16 protein-coding genes are annotated in these 15,523 nt (G+C 42.3%); 5 read left to right on the forward strand and 11 right to left on the reverse strand.

Features of this window, described 5'->3' with window-relative positions; genetic code table 11:
* Nucleotides 1-13: 13 nt before the first annotated feature.
* From QMA13_RS29670 to QMA13_RS29685, 4 genes are all read right to left on the reverse strand, one after another.
* Entirely contained in the window at nucleotides 14-874 is an 861-nt protein-coding gene (locus tag QMA13_RS29670) for a putative RNA methyltransferase (protein WP_282937250.1), read from the reverse strand.
* Between the two features lie 239 nt (nucleotides 875-1,113).
* Entirely contained in the window at nucleotides 1,114-2,253 is a 1,140-nt protein-coding gene (locus QMA13_RS29675; RefSeq protein WP_282937251.1) for a toxic anion resistance protein, read from the reverse strand.
* Nucleotides 2,254-2,274: 21 nt separating this feature from the next.
* Entirely contained in the window at nucleotides 2,275-3,963 is a 1,689-nt protein-coding gene (locus QMA13_RS29680) for a vWA domain-containing protein (RefSeq protein ID WP_282937252.1), read from the reverse strand.
* A 12-nt stretch (nucleotides 3,964-3,975) separates the two neighbouring features.
* On the reverse strand, nucleotides 3,976-4,713 hold the full coding sequence (locus tag QMA13_RS29685; protein WP_282937253.1) for a hypothetical protein: 738 nt from the start codon (nucleotides 4,711-4,713) through the stop codon (nucleotides 3,976-3,978).
* A 625-nt stretch (nucleotides 4,714-5,338) separates the two neighbouring features.
* Here QMA13_RS29685 and QMA13_RS29690 point away from each other — a divergent pair.
* Nucleotides 5,339-5,881, forward strand: coding sequence for an NUDIX hydrolase (locus tag QMA13_RS29690; protein ID WP_282937254.1), 543 nt, complete (start codon nucleotides 5,339-5,341; stop codon nucleotides 5,879-5,881).
* Here the strand turns inward: QMA13_RS29690 and QMA13_RS29695 are convergent.
* On the reverse strand, nucleotides 5,867-6,391 hold the full coding sequence (locus QMA13_RS29695) for a GrpB family protein (RefSeq protein ID WP_282937255.1): 525 nt from the start codon (nucleotides 6,389-6,391) through the stop codon (nucleotides 5,867-5,869). The two genes, QMA13_RS29690 and QMA13_RS29695, sit on opposite strands and share 15 nt — an antisense overlap.
* A gap of 378 nt (nucleotides 6,392-6,769) precedes the next feature.
* Between QMA13_RS29695 and cls the strand changes: the two genes are divergently transcribed.
* Nucleotides 6,770-8,218: a cardiolipin synthase gene (gene cls / locus QMA13_RS29700; protein ID WP_282937256.1), complete on the forward strand. Its 1,449-nt coding sequence runs from the start codon at nucleotides 6,770-6,772 to the stop codon at nucleotides 8,216-8,218.
* Nucleotides 8,219-8,288: 70 nt separating this feature from the next.
* Here the strand turns inward: cls and QMA13_RS29705 are convergent, their stop codons facing one another.
* Nucleotides 8,289-8,777: a hypothetical protein gene (locus QMA13_RS29705; RefSeq protein WP_282937257.1), complete on the reverse strand. Its 489-nt coding sequence runs from the start codon at nucleotides 8,775-8,777 to the stop codon at nucleotides 8,289-8,291.
* A 130-nt stretch (nucleotides 8,778-8,907) separates the two neighbouring features.
* On the reverse strand, nucleotides 8,908-9,636 hold the full coding sequence (locus tag QMA13_RS29710; protein WP_282937258.1) for a class I SAM-dependent methyltransferase: 729 nt from the start codon (nucleotides 9,634-9,636) through the stop codon (nucleotides 8,908-8,910).
* Between the two features lie 235 nt (nucleotides 9,637-9,871).
* Here QMA13_RS29710 and QMA13_RS29715 point away from each other — a divergent pair, with 235 nt between their 5' ends.
* Nucleotides 9,872-10,030 carry a hypothetical protein gene (locus QMA13_RS29715; RefSeq protein WP_282937259.1) on the forward strand — a complete coding sequence of 53 codons (159 nt, stop codon included), beginning with the start codon at nucleotides 9,872-9,874 and terminating at the stop codon, nucleotides 10,028-10,030.
* Here the strand turns inward: QMA13_RS29715 and QMA13_RS29720 are convergent.
* Nucleotides 10,014-11,297 (reverse strand): MFS transporter, encoded by a 1,284-nt coding sequence (locus QMA13_RS29720; protein WP_282937260.1) that lies wholly within the window; start codon nucleotides 11,295-11,297, stop codon nucleotides 10,014-10,016. The genes QMA13_RS29715 and QMA13_RS29720 overlap by 17 nt on opposite strands.
* A gap of 193 nt (nucleotides 11,298-11,490) precedes the next feature.
* Between QMA13_RS29720 and QMA13_RS29725 the strand changes: the two genes are divergently transcribed.
* Entirely contained in the window at nucleotides 11,491-12,072 is a 582-nt protein-coding gene (locus QMA13_RS29725) for a TetR/AcrR family transcriptional regulator (protein WP_282937261.1), read from the forward strand.
* A gap of 109 nt (nucleotides 12,073-12,181) precedes the next feature.
* Here the strand turns inward: QMA13_RS29725 and QMA13_RS29730 are convergent, their stop codons facing one another.
* From QMA13_RS29730 to QMA13_RS29740, 3 genes are all read right to left on the reverse strand, one after another.
* The gene (locus QMA13_RS29730) at nucleotides 12,182-12,976 is read right to left on the reverse strand and encodes a class I SAM-dependent methyltransferase (RefSeq protein ID WP_282937262.1); all 795 of its coding nucleotides are present in this window, start codon (nucleotides 12,974-12,976) and stop codon (nucleotides 12,182-12,184) included.
* A 150-nt stretch (nucleotides 12,977-13,126) separates the two neighbouring features.
* Nucleotides 13,127-13,393, reverse strand: coding sequence for a CD3324 family protein (locus QMA13_RS29735; RefSeq protein ID WP_282937263.1), 267 nt, complete (start codon nucleotides 13,391-13,393; stop codon nucleotides 13,127-13,129).
* A gap of 484 nt (nucleotides 13,394-13,877) precedes the next feature.
* Complete coding sequence (locus QMA13_RS29740) at nucleotides 13,878-14,756, reverse strand: arylamine N-acetyltransferase family protein (RefSeq protein WP_282937264.1); 879 nt, start codon at nucleotides 14,754-14,756, stop codon at nucleotides 13,878-13,880.
* A 246-nt stretch (nucleotides 14,757-15,002) separates the two neighbouring features.
* Between QMA13_RS29740 and QMA13_RS29745 the strand changes: the two genes are divergently transcribed.
* On the forward strand, nucleotides 15,003-15,455 hold the full coding sequence (locus QMA13_RS29745; protein ID WP_282937265.1) for a hypothetical protein: 453 nt from the start codon (nucleotides 15,003-15,005) through the stop codon (nucleotides 15,453-15,455).
* The last annotated feature ends 68 nt before the right edge of the window (nucleotides 15,456-15,523 follow it).

Below are 15,523 nucleotides of genomic sequence, written 5' to 3' on the forward strand. Positions count from 1 at the left end.
AATAAAAACGTGGTTATTTCTTTCCATACAAAATCGTTAAGTCTATAGTTATCTGCTGCAAATTCATCTCTTGAACTTTGTGCAAACGTTCCTCTGTTGTCCCCCATGATAATGGCGTCATCCGAAGCAAAGGTTCGATTAACGTATCGTCCAAGGTTACCTGATATCGAACACTTTCAACGTCTGTTAGCTCAAAATTTTCTTTAAAATGATCCAGCGTATTATCGTTCGAATAAAACTGTTTCGGAGATCCTTCGTAATAAATGTCTCTTAATTCTTTTAGATAATCTCGTTCTGGTATGACCTTGATGACCAAACCATCATGAGCAATCATTCTTTGGAACTCCGAATAATTAGCCGGCGATAAAATATTAAGAATGATATTGAATTGATGATCTGCAAATGGGCAGTTCGCCATATCTGCAACACACCAAATAGCGTTAGAGTATTCGGCCGCAGCACTGCTAATCCCTTCCTTAGAAATATCGATTCCGACAGCCAAAAGTGGATTTGTTTTGTTTTGGTTTATTTTTTCCTGAATATTGGTTAATAAAGAACCTTCTCCGCACCCTGTATCTAATACCTTAGTTCGTTCATTTGTACGGAGTCGATGGATTATTGTATCGCTTATTAAGGCATTCAATGGCTCGAAAAAGCCACTTCTGCAAATCGTTCTCCTGGATTCAAACATTCGTTTATCATATTTGGTTTTAAAGGCTCGTGACAATAAGTTTACATATCCCTGCTTCGATACATCAAAACAATGCTGATTAGTACAAATTAAACTTTGTAAATGAACCATTCGCATCTGACCGAAACAGATAGGGCATCTAAATACTTCCATATATTGAGCAATAACATCTGCACTCATCATCTTTTTACTATGTTTGGACACAAAAAAGCACCCCATTCATTCGTAATCGGTGAATGAAAAAAGGCACAGTCAAATAAACCTACCCCATTTTCAAAAAAATGGATGGTTTAAGTGATCTGCACCTTACATTACCTTAAACGAATGAATTTGATGATCATAATGTAACTCTCCTACAAAGTTAAATAAAGCTTTTAAAACCAGATCTTATTATAACATAATCTGCCCTCTCATTCTTATGATTAAAGGCCCAACATATTCCCTTTCTCTAAACGCAGGATCTGCTTCTCACCAGCATCAGCTAGTGTACGGAATTGATCGATCGTTTCACGCATCTTAGGAAGGGCTTCTTGTTTATATATGCTTATGGAATCGAAAGCCGACAATACGTCAGTGAATGCTTGTTTCAATGTATCAACCGAAACGCTAGTTTGCATAGCTTGTTTTTGTATCGCAACCCCCTGCTCCTTCAACATCCTTGATGTACCTGCGATAATATCGTTCGTCGTTTGGTTCAAAAGGTCGATCTTTTTCAGAACGATTCCTTGATTGTAGAGCGCACTTGCCACGGTTACAGCAATTCTCAAGGCAGAAATAGTAACGGTATTAGCCCTGTCGACTCCACGAATGAGCTCTTTATTGTTACGAATGATAACCTCGAATGCCATGATGCCTTGTTGATTCACGGCCAACATTTGCTGCATATCCATCAAGCGCTGACGCAAAGGAAATAGCACTTCTTCCGTGATGAAACGGATTTTGTCAGGGTCCTCATTACGCATTTTGGCTGCTTCAATTTGCGTTTCAATGGACTCATCCATTAGCATTCCGAGTTGAATTTCTTTTCTAAGTTTTTTAGTCAATTCCCGAACTTCCTGTTGTTCGATTTCAAGCGTAGTGTTATCATTTTTGAGCGTCGATTTCCCTTTTTCCAGAGAAACCACAATATCTGCAATCACAACATCCGCTTTTTCATATTTAAGGAAGTACGCACGTAAAGGATTGAACAGTTTTCCAAGGAGACCTCTCTTTGCAAAGTCGACTACGCTCGGGTCCAAATCTTTTAACTGAATATGCAATTCGGCGAGACCCTTGGCTACTGGCCCCCCCTCATCACCAAGCTTTGAAAGGTTTCCTACTGTAACCTGCAGCATCGTATTTTTTTTCGAGGACATTCTCATTGTATTTAAGCCGTAAGTATCGATGGATTGCAGTATTTCTTTCTTCTTATCAAGCGATTCAAGATCCAATTCCATAATAATAGCAACATTTGCATCCGCTGCCTCTTTCAGCTTTGCTATCTCCTCTGGTACAGGTTTCACCTCTTGCTCTATCGCTTCCTTGATGACTTCCTGACTTACGACTTCCATTGAAAATGACATGTCAATCCTCCTTTGGCTGCGTTACATCTGAACATTAAATAAATTACCTAGCTTGTAGACCACATCATCTGTATCTGCATTAATACTTGCCGCTTCATTGATACTTGAAATACTTTGAAGTGCCTTGATGTTGGCGTTATAGCCGACAGTATAGATAGGGATTTTAAATGTCTCAATTAACCCTTTAATATCATTTAATGAATGGCCCTCATTTGTTTCCCCATCACTCAGAACGAAAATGATAGGCTTAATGCCGGGGTTGGCAGCTACTTCATCTTGAAGCATCTTCATCGCTACAATAATGGCATCAAAGGTGGCCGTGCCTCCGCTAGCTTGGAGACTATTCACAGCACCTACAAACATGGACTGCTGAGTAGTATCGTATTTGCCGATAGGTAGCTTAATGGTTACCCCACTTGAATAAGAGACAAGACCGATGCTATTGTTTTTGCCTAAATACTTTTGGCCTTTTATCAAAGATTCCTTCAAGCGGTTGATAGGAACTCCTGCCATGCTGCCCGAAACATCGGTTACAAAAACGGCTGCAATGGGCTTACTGCCGTCCTTCTTTTCTTTCCAAACCTTCTGCGCAGAAGACAGAAGATTTCCATCCACTGCTGCGACTTCCGATTTGTACTCCTCGAGACTGTTAAAGCCTTTTTGCTGTGCAGTCTTCTGATACTTATCCTGCGTCACAAATTCCGAGAACTTCGTAAGAAGTTCTGATTTATTTTGTGGAAGATCGCCTAATGCATATAATGGACTGTCATGTCTCACACCAAAAGGAGTAAAGACGAAGCCTGTTTTCAAGTCAGCCGTATTAACATATGTTTGGTACTCAAGAACGAAACCGTCAAGAGCACCAGACTTAGCCGCGTCTCGCATCTGAATGGTTGTAGATGCAATAAACGGAACGTTGGATTGAAATTTCTCAAAACCTTGAACCGCTTTATCACTCAAGAGATTTGAACTGTCGAACGTGCTGAGCGCAGTTACGAGAAAGTTTAACCCCGTAGAACTGGCAAATGGATCGGTATAACCCATGGCAAATTCGTTATTCGCAATAGCATCCGTGACGGTTTTCACATTCACCGAACCATATTTGCCTACAATAGCATCATATTTCGACTTCGTTATAACAATTCCAGGTACATTACCAGTGAGTCGCTTGGCAACGAGCTGCGTTTTGACACCGCTGGCCTTAACCATTTCTCCCCACAATTCATTTGAAGGGGTAAAAGCATCTGGAACATATTTTGCGGATTTAATATAATCAGCAGCTGTTCCTGAGGCAATATTGCGAATTTTAACGGAAGCAGGCTTACCGTTTACAACGATATTGGCTTTGTTAAACTCTGTAGCTACCTCAGTCAACCAACCGTCAACGCCGGTCCCCGACTTTTCTGTAGAGGAGAAGATTTCCACAAAATTATCCGTTGTGTTGTTTACGGTTATAGGAAACTTGGAGATATCCGGCAAGGAGGCAGCAACATCAACTGGGTTAAGGTCTATTTGCCCCTTTACTGGTGTTTCTGTAGCAATGGAGACATCCGAGTATAGCTTTTTTAATTTCTTGGCGGCCTCTTCGGTAGTAATCTGCGCATTTGATTTTCCAAAATTCGAAGTTAGACTTACCCCTGCATAGACCATGATGAATACGAATACAACGATAATACCTGAAATGAGAAAGAACTTGCTTTTTCTTGGCATTCACAGCACCCCTTACTGTTTGTAATATTTGGTTTGTTTAATTAAGGAGTCAATCTCCTGCATACAAGGCATCGCTTCAATGTCCCCAAGCTCCAAGCTATCTAATCGTGATATTTCCAATATCAACTTGTCTAGCTTTAACAAGATTTCTTCGTTCGTAGAAAGGGAATTTTTGATAAAAGTCATATAATCGTTGTACACCACAGTTCTTTCCTGGAGAATCTTCGGCGATAATTGGGCCGATTTTTGACTGATGACACTTTGATACTCTGTCTCATCAAAAACATAAAGCCTGTTCAGAATACTTTTTACATTAAGATAAAATAGCTTTTCTACCTCCTGGGTTACAGAAAAAAACTTTATGTAGCTTAGCTCAGTGGAATCAAATCTCTGATTTAGAATTTCTAGTAAGGTCTCTTTCTTCTTTACAATTCGTTCCATCTGATTTAAAGCAAGAGCAATGTCTTTCTCCAACACTTTTACTCTTCTGTAGTGAGTCAAAGCCTCCACATAGTCCTCATGGGTTTTGATCTGTTTTACAGGCAGCGTGACGGGTGGCTTAAACAGCAATGCAAAACTGCCATAGAGCAGCACAAGCACACTGGCGAATACTACAGTTACTCCGATAGCAGTATCAAGAGGGCTACCGCCTATCTCTATCCCTAGAAATCCAGGGGAGAGGACTATAATATTCAGAACGATCACACTTATAATTAGTCCCAGTAGTTTTATGTACTTTGTAAGATCCAATGATTACACCTCCTATGGATACCACGTAACTAACATTTCCCTAGGGTCTTCTCGAAATCGAGAGTCGGAACCTGTTAAAATGAACCATCAATATATATTTTATCAAAAATAGTTATTATTTTGTTGTTTTTTGTAAGGTTGAGGCAGCATTAAACGTGCTGCTACCATGTAATACGCTCCAAAATAAGGATTGTATTCAAATTATTAAATAATTCTGTGAACAAAATATCACCATAGATCGATGGGCGTCTGTTTTCAACTTTTGCGGCATACATGTCAATCAGGATTAAAAGGGGAGTTTAATCAAGGCAAGTTTGGGAGGGGGACTTATTTCCGTTTGTATCCATTCTACCACAATATGGATGGAGTAAGATTGTACAATAATTTGTGCAGCTTCAACAAAACAAAGAAGCTGCCGTTAAGCTAGCTCCTCCTCATCGTTCATTAAATAATCTCTGAAGTAAATACCCTTCTCGCCGATGTTTCAATCTATAATGTAATAGATACGCACTACTCCACACGTGGGTCGAGGTCTTGAATAAGCGTGACTAAAGACTAAACTATACAGCTCTACCTTTGTCCACAACGAGTAGAGTTTTGCTAACATCTCAACAAATGGAGGAGATTGACGAATGGATTAAACGTTGATAAAGAACTTTATCCGAACCTATTCCGGGAGCACAATTGGGGGAGGATTATTTCAAACTTCGAGGTATTTAACAACGTCCCAGAACGATTAATAAGCAATATAAATATTGTACCTTTCATTAATAGGAAATGTATTTTAATCCAACTGGACAATGGCAATTGGGAAATACCCGGCGGTACATTAGAGGCAAATGAGAGTTATCAATCCGCATTGGATCGTGAGCTGGTAGAAGAGGCAGGAGCAAGGCTTGTTTCATCGTTTACGATTTTTGGAGCATGGAAATTTATTTCTTCAGCAGAAAAACCTTATAGGCCCCATTTGCCGCATCCTATTTATTATCGAGTCGTTGGGTATGGTGACGTTGAATTAGCATCTGTCCCCTTGATACCGGAGGGTGGCGAAAATGTTGTAGCCGTTGAGGCAATGACAATACAGGAAGCAAAGCAAAATTTTATCCATACAGGCAGACCAGATTTAGCCGAATTGTATGAAATAGCAGACTTGTTAAGAACGAAGTAATCCGGATTTACGCAGTATTTCCTTGACAAAATCGGATTTTGCCTCTGCATAAGCTATCCTGTCATTGCTATAAATACCTGCTAGTTCAACTTTTAATTGCTCATATCTGTTACGATCCCTATCATGAGTTCTTAAATAATCTCTAAAAGCCAGATGCTCTTGAAGGAAACGACTTCCTTTGCTGTAATACAAATGAATTTGATGTGTTCTTGGTGAGCCTTTGGTCAAATAATAACGTCCTGGGAGGGCCGTATTGCTTTTATGTACATACCCTAATGCTTCAAAAGCCTGAATTGTTGCAGTCGTGTTGTTTTCATACTCCATTTCAATAGCGATATCAATAATGGGTTTTGCGCTAATATTCTTAATAGCGGTACTTCCAATATGGTGAATTCCATAAATGAGGTGACCTATCCTACTCTCAATTTCTTTCTTTTCTGTTAAAAACTCTTTTTCCCAGTCCTCCGTCCAAGGGACTAAGAATACTTTACCACCAGGCACACCAAGCATATTCATACCTCCATTTAAACATTGAAGTTGTCCGTTTGTTGGTTTAGAATATTATCTTTTCAGCATAGTTTATATTACCATATTTTGGATTACCCACTCCTTTTTAAAACAAAAATATTTTAAATTCGTTAGCCTCCCCTTTTGTTTATAGGGTTGTCCCATTAGTCTAGTCCAGCGTGCCCAGTCTGGATTTCGGGTAATAACTTTGAAATGTATTATGCAATCTTACATAAAGAAAATATGAGTCAGAGACTCCTCCGGCTTCATGTATACGGGAATCTGGGTAAGGAGATTCTAACACCAAGGTGGATAATGATTCCAGAAGGGGTTATTCTTAAAGAACAGACGCCTAGGAAAGTATGCAGGAGGTGACCCCGCTTGTTCGGATTTCAAGATATTTATAATTTACTGACTCTCCTTAATTATCTTTTTGCCATAGCCATCATCTTTTTTGAACGTCGCAATGTGGTGGCCACATGGGCATGGCTGATGGTTCTTCTCTTCCTTCCCGGCGTGGGCTTTATCATTTATTTACTGGTTGGCAAAACGTTAAACGGCCGCCGGATGAGAGCAATGAGGGATGAAACGAGGAACGAATTCAACGCGGTATCGCGTCAGCAGACAGAGCAAATTGAGCTCGGAGTCATGCACTATGTCGACCCGTCCATGGAAGCCTACCGGGATATGATGCATATGAACCTGATGAGCAGCCGTTATTCCGTACTGACCCAGGATAATCAAGTTGAGATTTTCACAGATGGCCGTAGTAAGTTTACCTCGTTATTTGCGGCGATTCGTGAGGCGGAGCTTTACATTCATCTGCAGTACTACATTGTGCGGGCGGATGCGCTCGGTCAGGAGCTAATCCGTCTTCTGACGCAAAAAGCTCAGGAGGGCGTCGAGGTCAGACTATTGTATGACGATGTCGGAAGCTATGGATTGCACAAACGCCTTCTCCAACCATTGCTTGATGCAGGCGGGAAGGCAGCTGCTTTTTTTCCGTCAAGGATCCCTTATTTGAACCTGAGATTGAACTTTCGCAACCATCGCAAAGTAGGCGTCATCGATGGCAAATGGGGCTATATTGGAGGCTTCAATGTGGGTGATGAGTATCTGGGACTCGACCCTAAGCTCGGCCCCTGGAGGGATACCCATTTAAAGCTGGAGGGCAGTATCGTCAAAGTGCTGCAGGCCCATTTTATGATGGATTGGAATCGAACTACCGCGCCGCCAATCAGCTATGAGGCTAAGTATTTCTCAGAGAATGTGTATCCGCAGGGCGTTGGTATGCAGATTGTGTCCAGCGGCCCCCACTCCAGTCGTCAGCAGATCAAAAATGCCTACATCAAAATGATTCATTCCGCTAAGCAAAGCATCTGCATTCAATCCCCTTATTTTGTTCCGGATGAGAGTCTGCTAAATGCTTTGAAAATGGCCGCTTTATCCGGTATCGACGTCAAAGTTATGATTCCGGACCGCCCGGATCATTTCTTCGTCTTCTGGGCGTCACGCTCTTACTTGGGAGAACTATTGGAAAACGGAGTTCGTTGTTATTTGTACGAAGAAGGCTTTCTCCATGCCAAAACGCTTGTTATCGACGGCAAGGTCGCCTCGGTAGGTACGGCTAATATTGATATCCGCAGCTTCAAGCTAAATTTCGAAATCAACGCCTTTATTTATGACACGAAGACGGCGAGCAAGCTTGAGGAGCTGTTTATGGCTGATCTGCATCATTCCCTTGAGCTGACCATGGATTCATACAAACGAAGATCTTATATAAGCCAGATCAAAGAATCGGTCGCCCGACTGCTGTCACCTCTGCTTTAACTGATGCAGGCTGGCGGCACCGGGCCGCCACTCGGTTTCTTTTATTAGGGTAAAAAAAAGCAGCTGACGCTTAAGCGCCGCTGCGACTAAATCCTTCTTCTTGGAGGTACTTTTCAGCTTCCTCGTAGGTTTCAAAGGCCGATTCCAGGTTCTGTCTATCGTACACGTACCACAGCTCATCTTCATAAAAGAGCCGCAATGTATGGTTGTCCGGACCGATCCATAGCTCCTCGCTGCTTGATGCGGATGGAGCTGAAGATTTCTGCGAGGCTTGAGCGGCGTCCGGTGCAAGGGAGCGGATAGAAGCAGCAAGCAAGCTGCGAAGCTCCTCTTCACTAAGATCACGGATATTGACGAGCCCTTTCTCGTCAGTCGAATATCCCTTCAAATGTCCGGCATAGACGAAACCGTTGCCGTTTTTGTGCAGATGGTAGACGACATTTTTGCGGTCGAAGCCGCTGTCCTCATATTGAAAGTTAACCCGACCTAAGGAGACATCCTTGCGCTCCAGCTCCGGGAATGATTCGATAACAGCCAATTTTTGTTCAAATGTGAGCATTTCATTTCCTCCGCGGTCCATAGGTGTTTTGTTGATTATAGCACAGGATTGCACTAAGACCAATGCGACAATACCATGTCATCCATCTTTTGGGCCAAATCTGAGGGCTGCCCCCCTCTTCCACCCCTAATTATGGCTTCCGGGCTTTGACAATTAGAAAATGCGGATGAGTTGAAAGATGATCGAACCATTTCTTATACCAAGCTTGGGCCTCGGGTGTGTTCATGCTGTTGATAACTGGTTGCGGCTCTACGATCTGATCCACAATAAATTGACCTGATGTTACGTTAATAATTTCTTGCAGAGATCTCCTATAGAACGTGACCTCAACTGGACCGGCCTCCTTCTTGTTCCATACCTCCGACAATAACTCATGGGCGAAGTAGTCTGGTCTATCAAACTGTTTAAAGTCCATAAAAGGATGATGTACAGAAAAGATTAAGCTTCCTCCTGGCTTCATTACTCGATGGAATTCACGGAAGGTTGGCACCCAATTGTCAATATAGTGAAGGGTTAACGAACTTACAATCAGATTGAAAGATTCATTGTCAAACGGAAGATTTTCCGTTAAATCACAAGTTAGCACATTTGCTTTATTGCCTACACGTCTTTTACAGGCTTCTACCATTTCAGGACTTAGATCAACAGCAGTAACGTTAGCACCTTGTTTTAGAAATTGCTCCGTATACCAACCCGCGGCACAACCGGCATCCAGAAGGTCAAGTTGATTCAAATCCGTTGGCATAAGCTTAATCATTGCTGGCCGTTCGTAATAAGCGTTATGCCCGCTCTGAGTATCCACATGTTTTTCGTAGTCTTTAGCCAATTTATCGTACGCTTCCATAACCTGCTTCTTCATTGTCTTCTCACCCTCGATTCTATCGTTAGCGTTAGTTTAATAAAATGAGCCTGCTGCCGTGGCACCTGCTTTTCATCTTATGCAATCTTCATAAACCATTCATAGATGTGGGTTATTCTGGTAAAATAGCATTGGACATCGAAACCCTTGTACGAAATCTCTGTTCCCTCAATCATTATTAGGCATGAATCCGATGAAGGTATCTTTCATCATTATACAATAGGAGATGGTAAGGTTGAAAAAATGGGCTTTGGCTCTTTCCATAGGAATGATGATTGGCTCAACGGCGACAGTAGCTGCAAGTACAAATGAAACCATCCAAGCAACGATTGCCCAGTTTGTTGTGAAGTTCAACGGCGAGGAACAAGAGAGCCCCCTCATGCCTTCGTTATAGGAGTCAGATGGCGGGTAAACACCCAGAACAATAGTGCGAGAGCGCTGATAGCCGCACCCAGCAGACATACTCCAGCCCAACCAGACCATGCATACACGATTGTCGAGACAATTGATCCGAGTGCGCTGCCGATGGAATAGAAGATCATATAACCCGCTGTGAGTCGGCTATGAGCTTCCGGGCGAACGCTGTAGATCATACTTTGGTTCGTGACATGCACCGCCTGTAACCCGAGATCGAAGGCGATAATACCGACGGTTAATGCCCATAAGGAATGCATGGTGAAACCAATCGGTAACCAGGAGATCAGCATAATGCTCAGCCCGACGCCTGTGATCCATTGACTTAAACCACGATCTGCCAATTGCCCTGCCCTTGCTGCTCCTAAAGCTCCAGCAGCACCTGCCAATCCAAATAACCCGATCTCGGTATGCGAAAGCGAAAGCGGCGGCTGACTGAGGGGAAATACCATTGGAGTCCACAAAACTGCGGTGGAAGTAAATATCAGAAAAGCGATCAGAGCACGTATGCTCAATATAGGCTCCTGAACGAACAACGTGAAAACCGAGCGCAATAATTGCGCATAAGATGTTGACACCCTCACCTTGTCGTGAGATGGCAGCACCCGGAACAAAAGACCCGTTATGAGCAGCGTTAACGCCGCGGAAACGAAATAGATCATTCGCCAGCCGGCAAGATCAGCCATGAAGCCTGCAACAGTTCGTGCCAACAGAATACCGATTACGATTCCACTAGTCACGGTACCAACTACGCGACCCCGTTCGGCTGGCGCAGCCAAGACTGCCGAGAAAGCTACAAGCACCTGCGTCACAACGGCAAGCAAACCAACTATAGCACTGCCTACCAACAGCAGCGTGTTGTTGGGGGCAATACCAACTAAGCCAAGTGCCAGCACGGACAGCAATGACTGGCTCACGATTAACCGGCGACGATTCAGTAAATCCCCCAACGGGACTAGCAGAAGCAGCCCTAGCGCATAACCAATCTGAGTTATGGTAACAACAACACCAATGGTGGACTCGTTAATACCAAACTCACTCGCCATCGCGTCGAGCAGCGGTTGAGAATAATAAACATTGGCAACGGCAAGTCCACAGGCGATTGCGAACAGAAACGCCACAGATCGCGAAAGCAATGATGAGGGAACTGACTCATCACGTTCCTTAGCCTCCCTCACTGTGACTTCAAGTCCGACGCTAGTATCTTGGACGATAACCGTCTTAACTTTTTCCTCAAGCTTCTCCATACTAACACACTCCTCAGGTTTGAGTTATATTTCTCAAAAGTATCATAACATACCGATCGGTACAAAATGAGTTTAGGTAAATATAGCTCGATTGTCTCCATGATGTCAATATGAAAATGGCTGATATTTGACAAGATCTCTTGCAATGATTATTATCATATTGTACTGATCGATATGAAATGAGGGATTTCTTATGGTACGGCTTCGGGCATTTGATGAAGAAAAGGCATTAAATGCAGCTATGGAACTTTTTTGGGAAAAAGGATATGAAGCTACTTCATTAAGTGATTTAACGTCCAGAATGGGCATTCAACGACCAAGCATTTACTCCGCATTTGGAGATAAGAAGGAGCTTTTTGAAGCTGCACTTCGCAAATACAACCAATTCCACTCTTCCCTTGTCCGCTCTCGACTTCAAAACGTTTCATCCGTCAAAGAAGCGTTCCGTTCTTTTTTTGAAGGCATTGTGGCGGAAGTATACGAGGAAGGCCCTAACCGGGGATGTTTTTGCCTCAACGTGATGGTAGAACTTGCACCACATGATGCAAAATTTGAAGTACTTACAAGAGAGCATCAGATGTATCTTTCTGTACTGTTTCAAGAAACCCTTGAACGTGGGATACGATCTGGAGAGCTCGCAAACGATTTGAACGCCAAAAATCTAGCTCAGACACTACTCATTGCAACGATCGGACTTACTGTATTAATGAAATCTCGTCCTGAACGATCCTTTGTAGAAAACTCTGTAGCAACGATACTTACATTGATCCAATGACTAATCAGGTAAGCTGGGACATTCTAAAAAAATAGCCCCTTATCTGAAGAGATGAGGAGCATAGCTAACAAGGCGTTAAGCTTTCGATATAATGCACTAGACTTGGTGTTCATTTATGAGCATATATCGATAGCCATTGAGGTAGAGCCGCCATGGGGTTTAATTTCCAGTCACAGAGATTATCCAGCTCTTGTTTTGAGAGCATATTTCCTTCGATAGATTCATCAATCCAAAATGAACCATTCTCAGCATACATTTCTTCCATATGCTTAACACTAAGACCAGATGAGATAACAGCATTCATAATATCCTGTATACGCCAAGTATACCGTGGAACTTCTTCACTGACAAAAGGGCCTATGGCATCATATGGCTTTATTACATTGATTTTATCGGTAGCTTTTCCGAACGGACGGTTAAACGGATGTACTTCATACAGAATATAAGCGCCATCGTTTTTCAGAATTCTATGAATACTGTTATACATGGCGTTTAAATCATGAATCCATATATGAACACCATTGGATGTATAGACCAAATCATATTCGCCGCTATTAATTTTACTTAAAGTCATTGTATCATCGCATATAAATTCAATATCCCAACCATGCTTGCGCGCTAGGTCTGAGCTGTTTTCTAGCTGTCTTTCCGAGATGTCGCATGAGGTTACTTTGGCTCCCATCAAACAAAAGGCGAATACAGCATGATTATCGCCGCTGGATGGAACACATATTTTTTTGCCATGCAAATCGGGCAATGCCTTTTTAATCATCGAAAAGGTGCTATGATGAAAGGCGGTTGCAGGATTGTTTATTATGGTTGAAATCGCCTCATCTGTTCGATATCTTCGATACCAAGTTTCGGACCATTCATTCCAAATCTTTTTTATCTGATGGTTATCCATTAAAATTTCCCCCTTCAAAATGAAGTCAGCCATTAATAAAATCATTATAACAAGGTCACTCAATCAAATAAGGTTAATAATCAACTAGAAACTATACTTTACACAAAAAGCCACTTCAGAATAATCTGATGTGACTTGTCATCAATAACCTTATTTTTTTGAGTAAATAATCTTTTTTATACTATCACAGGAAAGGCAGAATAGATCCGAAAGCTGATGAATAGAAGCACCATTTGAGAATTTCTCACGGATCTCCTCGTTTCGAGCATTCAAATAGGTTCTGCTCCCTGATTTCTCGCCCCATTTCTTATGCGTTCCTTCGGGGTTTGGAATATAGATGATCCCACCATGCACATATTTCTGGATTTCGTTCAATAATTCTTTTGGAAAAATAGCTTCAGCGTTTACATATTTCATAAGAATGCTCCCTCCTCTTACATCTTGCTAAGAAGAGTTGAAAAATGACTTAAATTTCAAAAATGCTCTTGTCTTATTTATATATAGAATCATTACCACACTACCCTCTTCCAGTCTTTTTGAGATTCTTGGCTAAACCGTTGTACGCTAACCGATCCAACGCCGGCAGACATGCTTTCTTCTCCTTTCCATGTGAACAGATTAATGGGTGCAAGCTAAAAAAACTGTAGATAAACAAATGTCCATCTACAGCTAATACAAACATGCTCACTGCAATCTTTCATGCAGTCCATGTATGCTGCTTAGCACATATGATGAATGTTCATGACCGATGTAGAATGCATTTTCATCATGACCCCATCGTTTCACACATGTGCAATTAGTTTATAACTCTCGTTCGCGAACTGTCAAGATAATACTTACTTATATAGAAATTATATCCACTACACTAAACTACTTTATCCTGCAGACTCTAGCTAAATACTTACTTTCCCGCTCCAAGCTTGGAAGCTTTCCATTCAATATGCGAGGCTTCTACTCTTCTCCATAGATCATCGCGTTCTAAGCTGCTGTAATTCACGAGATGTTCCCCGAAGACGTCTCCCAAAACGTCGAGCCATTGCGATTTGCTCTTCATTTCGATCTGCGTCAGACCATTCTTGTCCCGCTTGCTCCATCTACATCCTCGAAGCTCATTGCTTTCATCTGCAGTTCTTTGTCTAATCAGGAAAATATTCATCCAAGGGGATTCCGGTGAGCGGCTATAAAATTCATGCTTCGGTTTAAACTCTTCCAAGTTGTCCAGTACGGAAGCGTCGATATCAACCCCCACAAAGGAAGCCTGAGGATCATGCTCTAATCTCCATCCCTCAGGTACCACGCTGGTCTCCATTACCTTGTAGCTCAATGGACCTTGCTGATACTCGCCATATCGGAGAGGAAGCGGCTCATAAGGTATATCCCCCATTCCTACATCGACAATCCAGCGTTCCTTCTCATTATGAGCATTCACTAAGTTCACGCTGAGCCCCAAGTGGAAAGAATTCACGCGAGGCTCGGCTCCCAAGGGCTGAACACCCGCACGATGCAAAAATACCTCATAGCCTAAGGAATGGAGGAGGGTACTGAATGCTCCATTTAGGTGAAAGCAGTAACCGCTTCTGCCGCTAAGTACAAGCTGAACGGATTCTTCAAATCCGATAGCTGCCGGTTTTCCTGCATATATATCTACGGTTTGCCAAGTAAGTGTCTTCACGTGTGCTTGATGCAGGGCAAATAAATATTCCTTAGAAGGTAGCTGTTGTTCCGCGATACCAATCCTGTGCAGGTATGCTTTTATTGCTTCTTGTGTCATGAGATACAATGGGAATCACCTCTGATATTCTTAGTCGCACATCGCCGTGATAATCCCACGACTGCGTAGTCCCATTGTAAAAGGGATAGAGTTCATTCGCAATGCATATCAAGTGCAACTGTACCGGTACAGATAAATTCTATCCAATGAGTGCCTTCCTGAATGTTGACTATAATCATTTTTGAACTTACATAAAAAAACTCATCATGAAATAATAGAAAAGAATCAATCTTTCCTTAAAAGGTGGGGATTATCTTGGAGCCAAAAGAACTTCAATTCACAACCACAGAAGCACAACAATATGCCGAGTGCGGACAATTAGAGGAATGGATCCACTTATACCTAAACTCCGCTGGAAGAAATCCAGTTATGTCTCAAGGACTTAAACAGAAGCAAAGATATTGGGTCGGCCCCATCCTTGTAGATGTGCAGCGGTTGCGACGCTGTCACGGTCCAGAAACAGAGACGGACATGGAGTATAAATCTCCAGTGGAGCTCTGGGAACATCGAGTTAATCAGTTTGCGGATATGTTTTCTGAAGGGTGGGATGCACCTCCCCCCATTGTTGAGGTTCGAGGAGAAACTTTAAGTGTTCGCGACGGAAATAGACGTACTGCTGCCTTACAGCGTGCTGGTATTCATAAATATTGGGTTATTATTTGGGACAATGATAATATCGATAATATTTGGCGAATTCTCAATAATTGAATCAAATAGACAGAGCGTCCCCAAGCTAGTCCAGGGATGCTCTGTATTTTTATATTGCAAACATGGCA

This window comes from Paenibacillus sp. RC67 (assembly GCF_030020805.1).
Classification (GTDB): Bacteria; Bacillota; Bacilli; order Paenibacillales; family NBRC-103111; genus Paenibacillus_S.

Excerpts from the sequence above, each read along its gene's own strand:
- QMA13_RS29710 (WP_282937258.1), bottom strand. The coding sequence starts at position 9,636 with ATGAAGAAGCAGGTTATGGAAGCGTACGATAAATTGGCTAAAGACTAC.
- QMA13_RS29680 (WP_282937252.1), bottom strand. The coding sequence starts at position 3,963 with ATGCCAAGAAAAAGCAAGTTCTTTCTCATTTCAGGTATTATCGTTGTA.
- QMA13_RS29720 (WP_282937260.1), bottom strand. The coding sequence starts at position 11,297 with ATGGAGAAGCTTGAGGAAAAAGTTAAGACGGTTATCGTCCAAGATACT.
- QMA13_RS29730 (WP_282937262.1), bottom strand. The coding sequence starts at position 12,976 with ATGGATAACCATCAGATAAAAAAGATTTGGAATGAATGGTCCGAAACT.
- QMA13_RS29705 (WP_282937257.1), bottom strand. The coding sequence starts at position 8,777 with ATGCTCACATTTGAACAAAAATTGGCTGTTATCGAATCATTCCCGGAG.
- QMA13_RS29695 (WP_282937255.1), bottom strand. The coding sequence starts at position 6,391 with ATGCTTGGTGTGCCTGGTGGTAAAGTATTCTTAGTCCCTTGGACGGAG.
- QMA13_RS29735 (WP_282937263.1), bottom strand. The coding sequence starts at position 13,393 with ATGAAATATGTAAACGCTGAAGCTATTTTTCCAAAAGAATTATTGAAC.
- QMA13_RS29675 (WP_282937251.1), bottom strand. The coding sequence starts at position 2,253 with ATGTCATTTTCAATGGAAGTCGTAAGTCAGGAAGTCATCAAGGAAGCG.
- QMA13_RS29670 (WP_282937250.1), bottom strand. The coding sequence starts at position 874 with ATGATGAGTGCAGATGTTATTGCTCAATATATGGAAGTATTTAGATGC.
- QMA13_RS29725 (WP_282937261.1), top strand. The coding sequence starts at position 11,491 with ATGGTACGGCTTCGGGCATTTGATGAAGAAAAGGCATTAAATGCAGCT.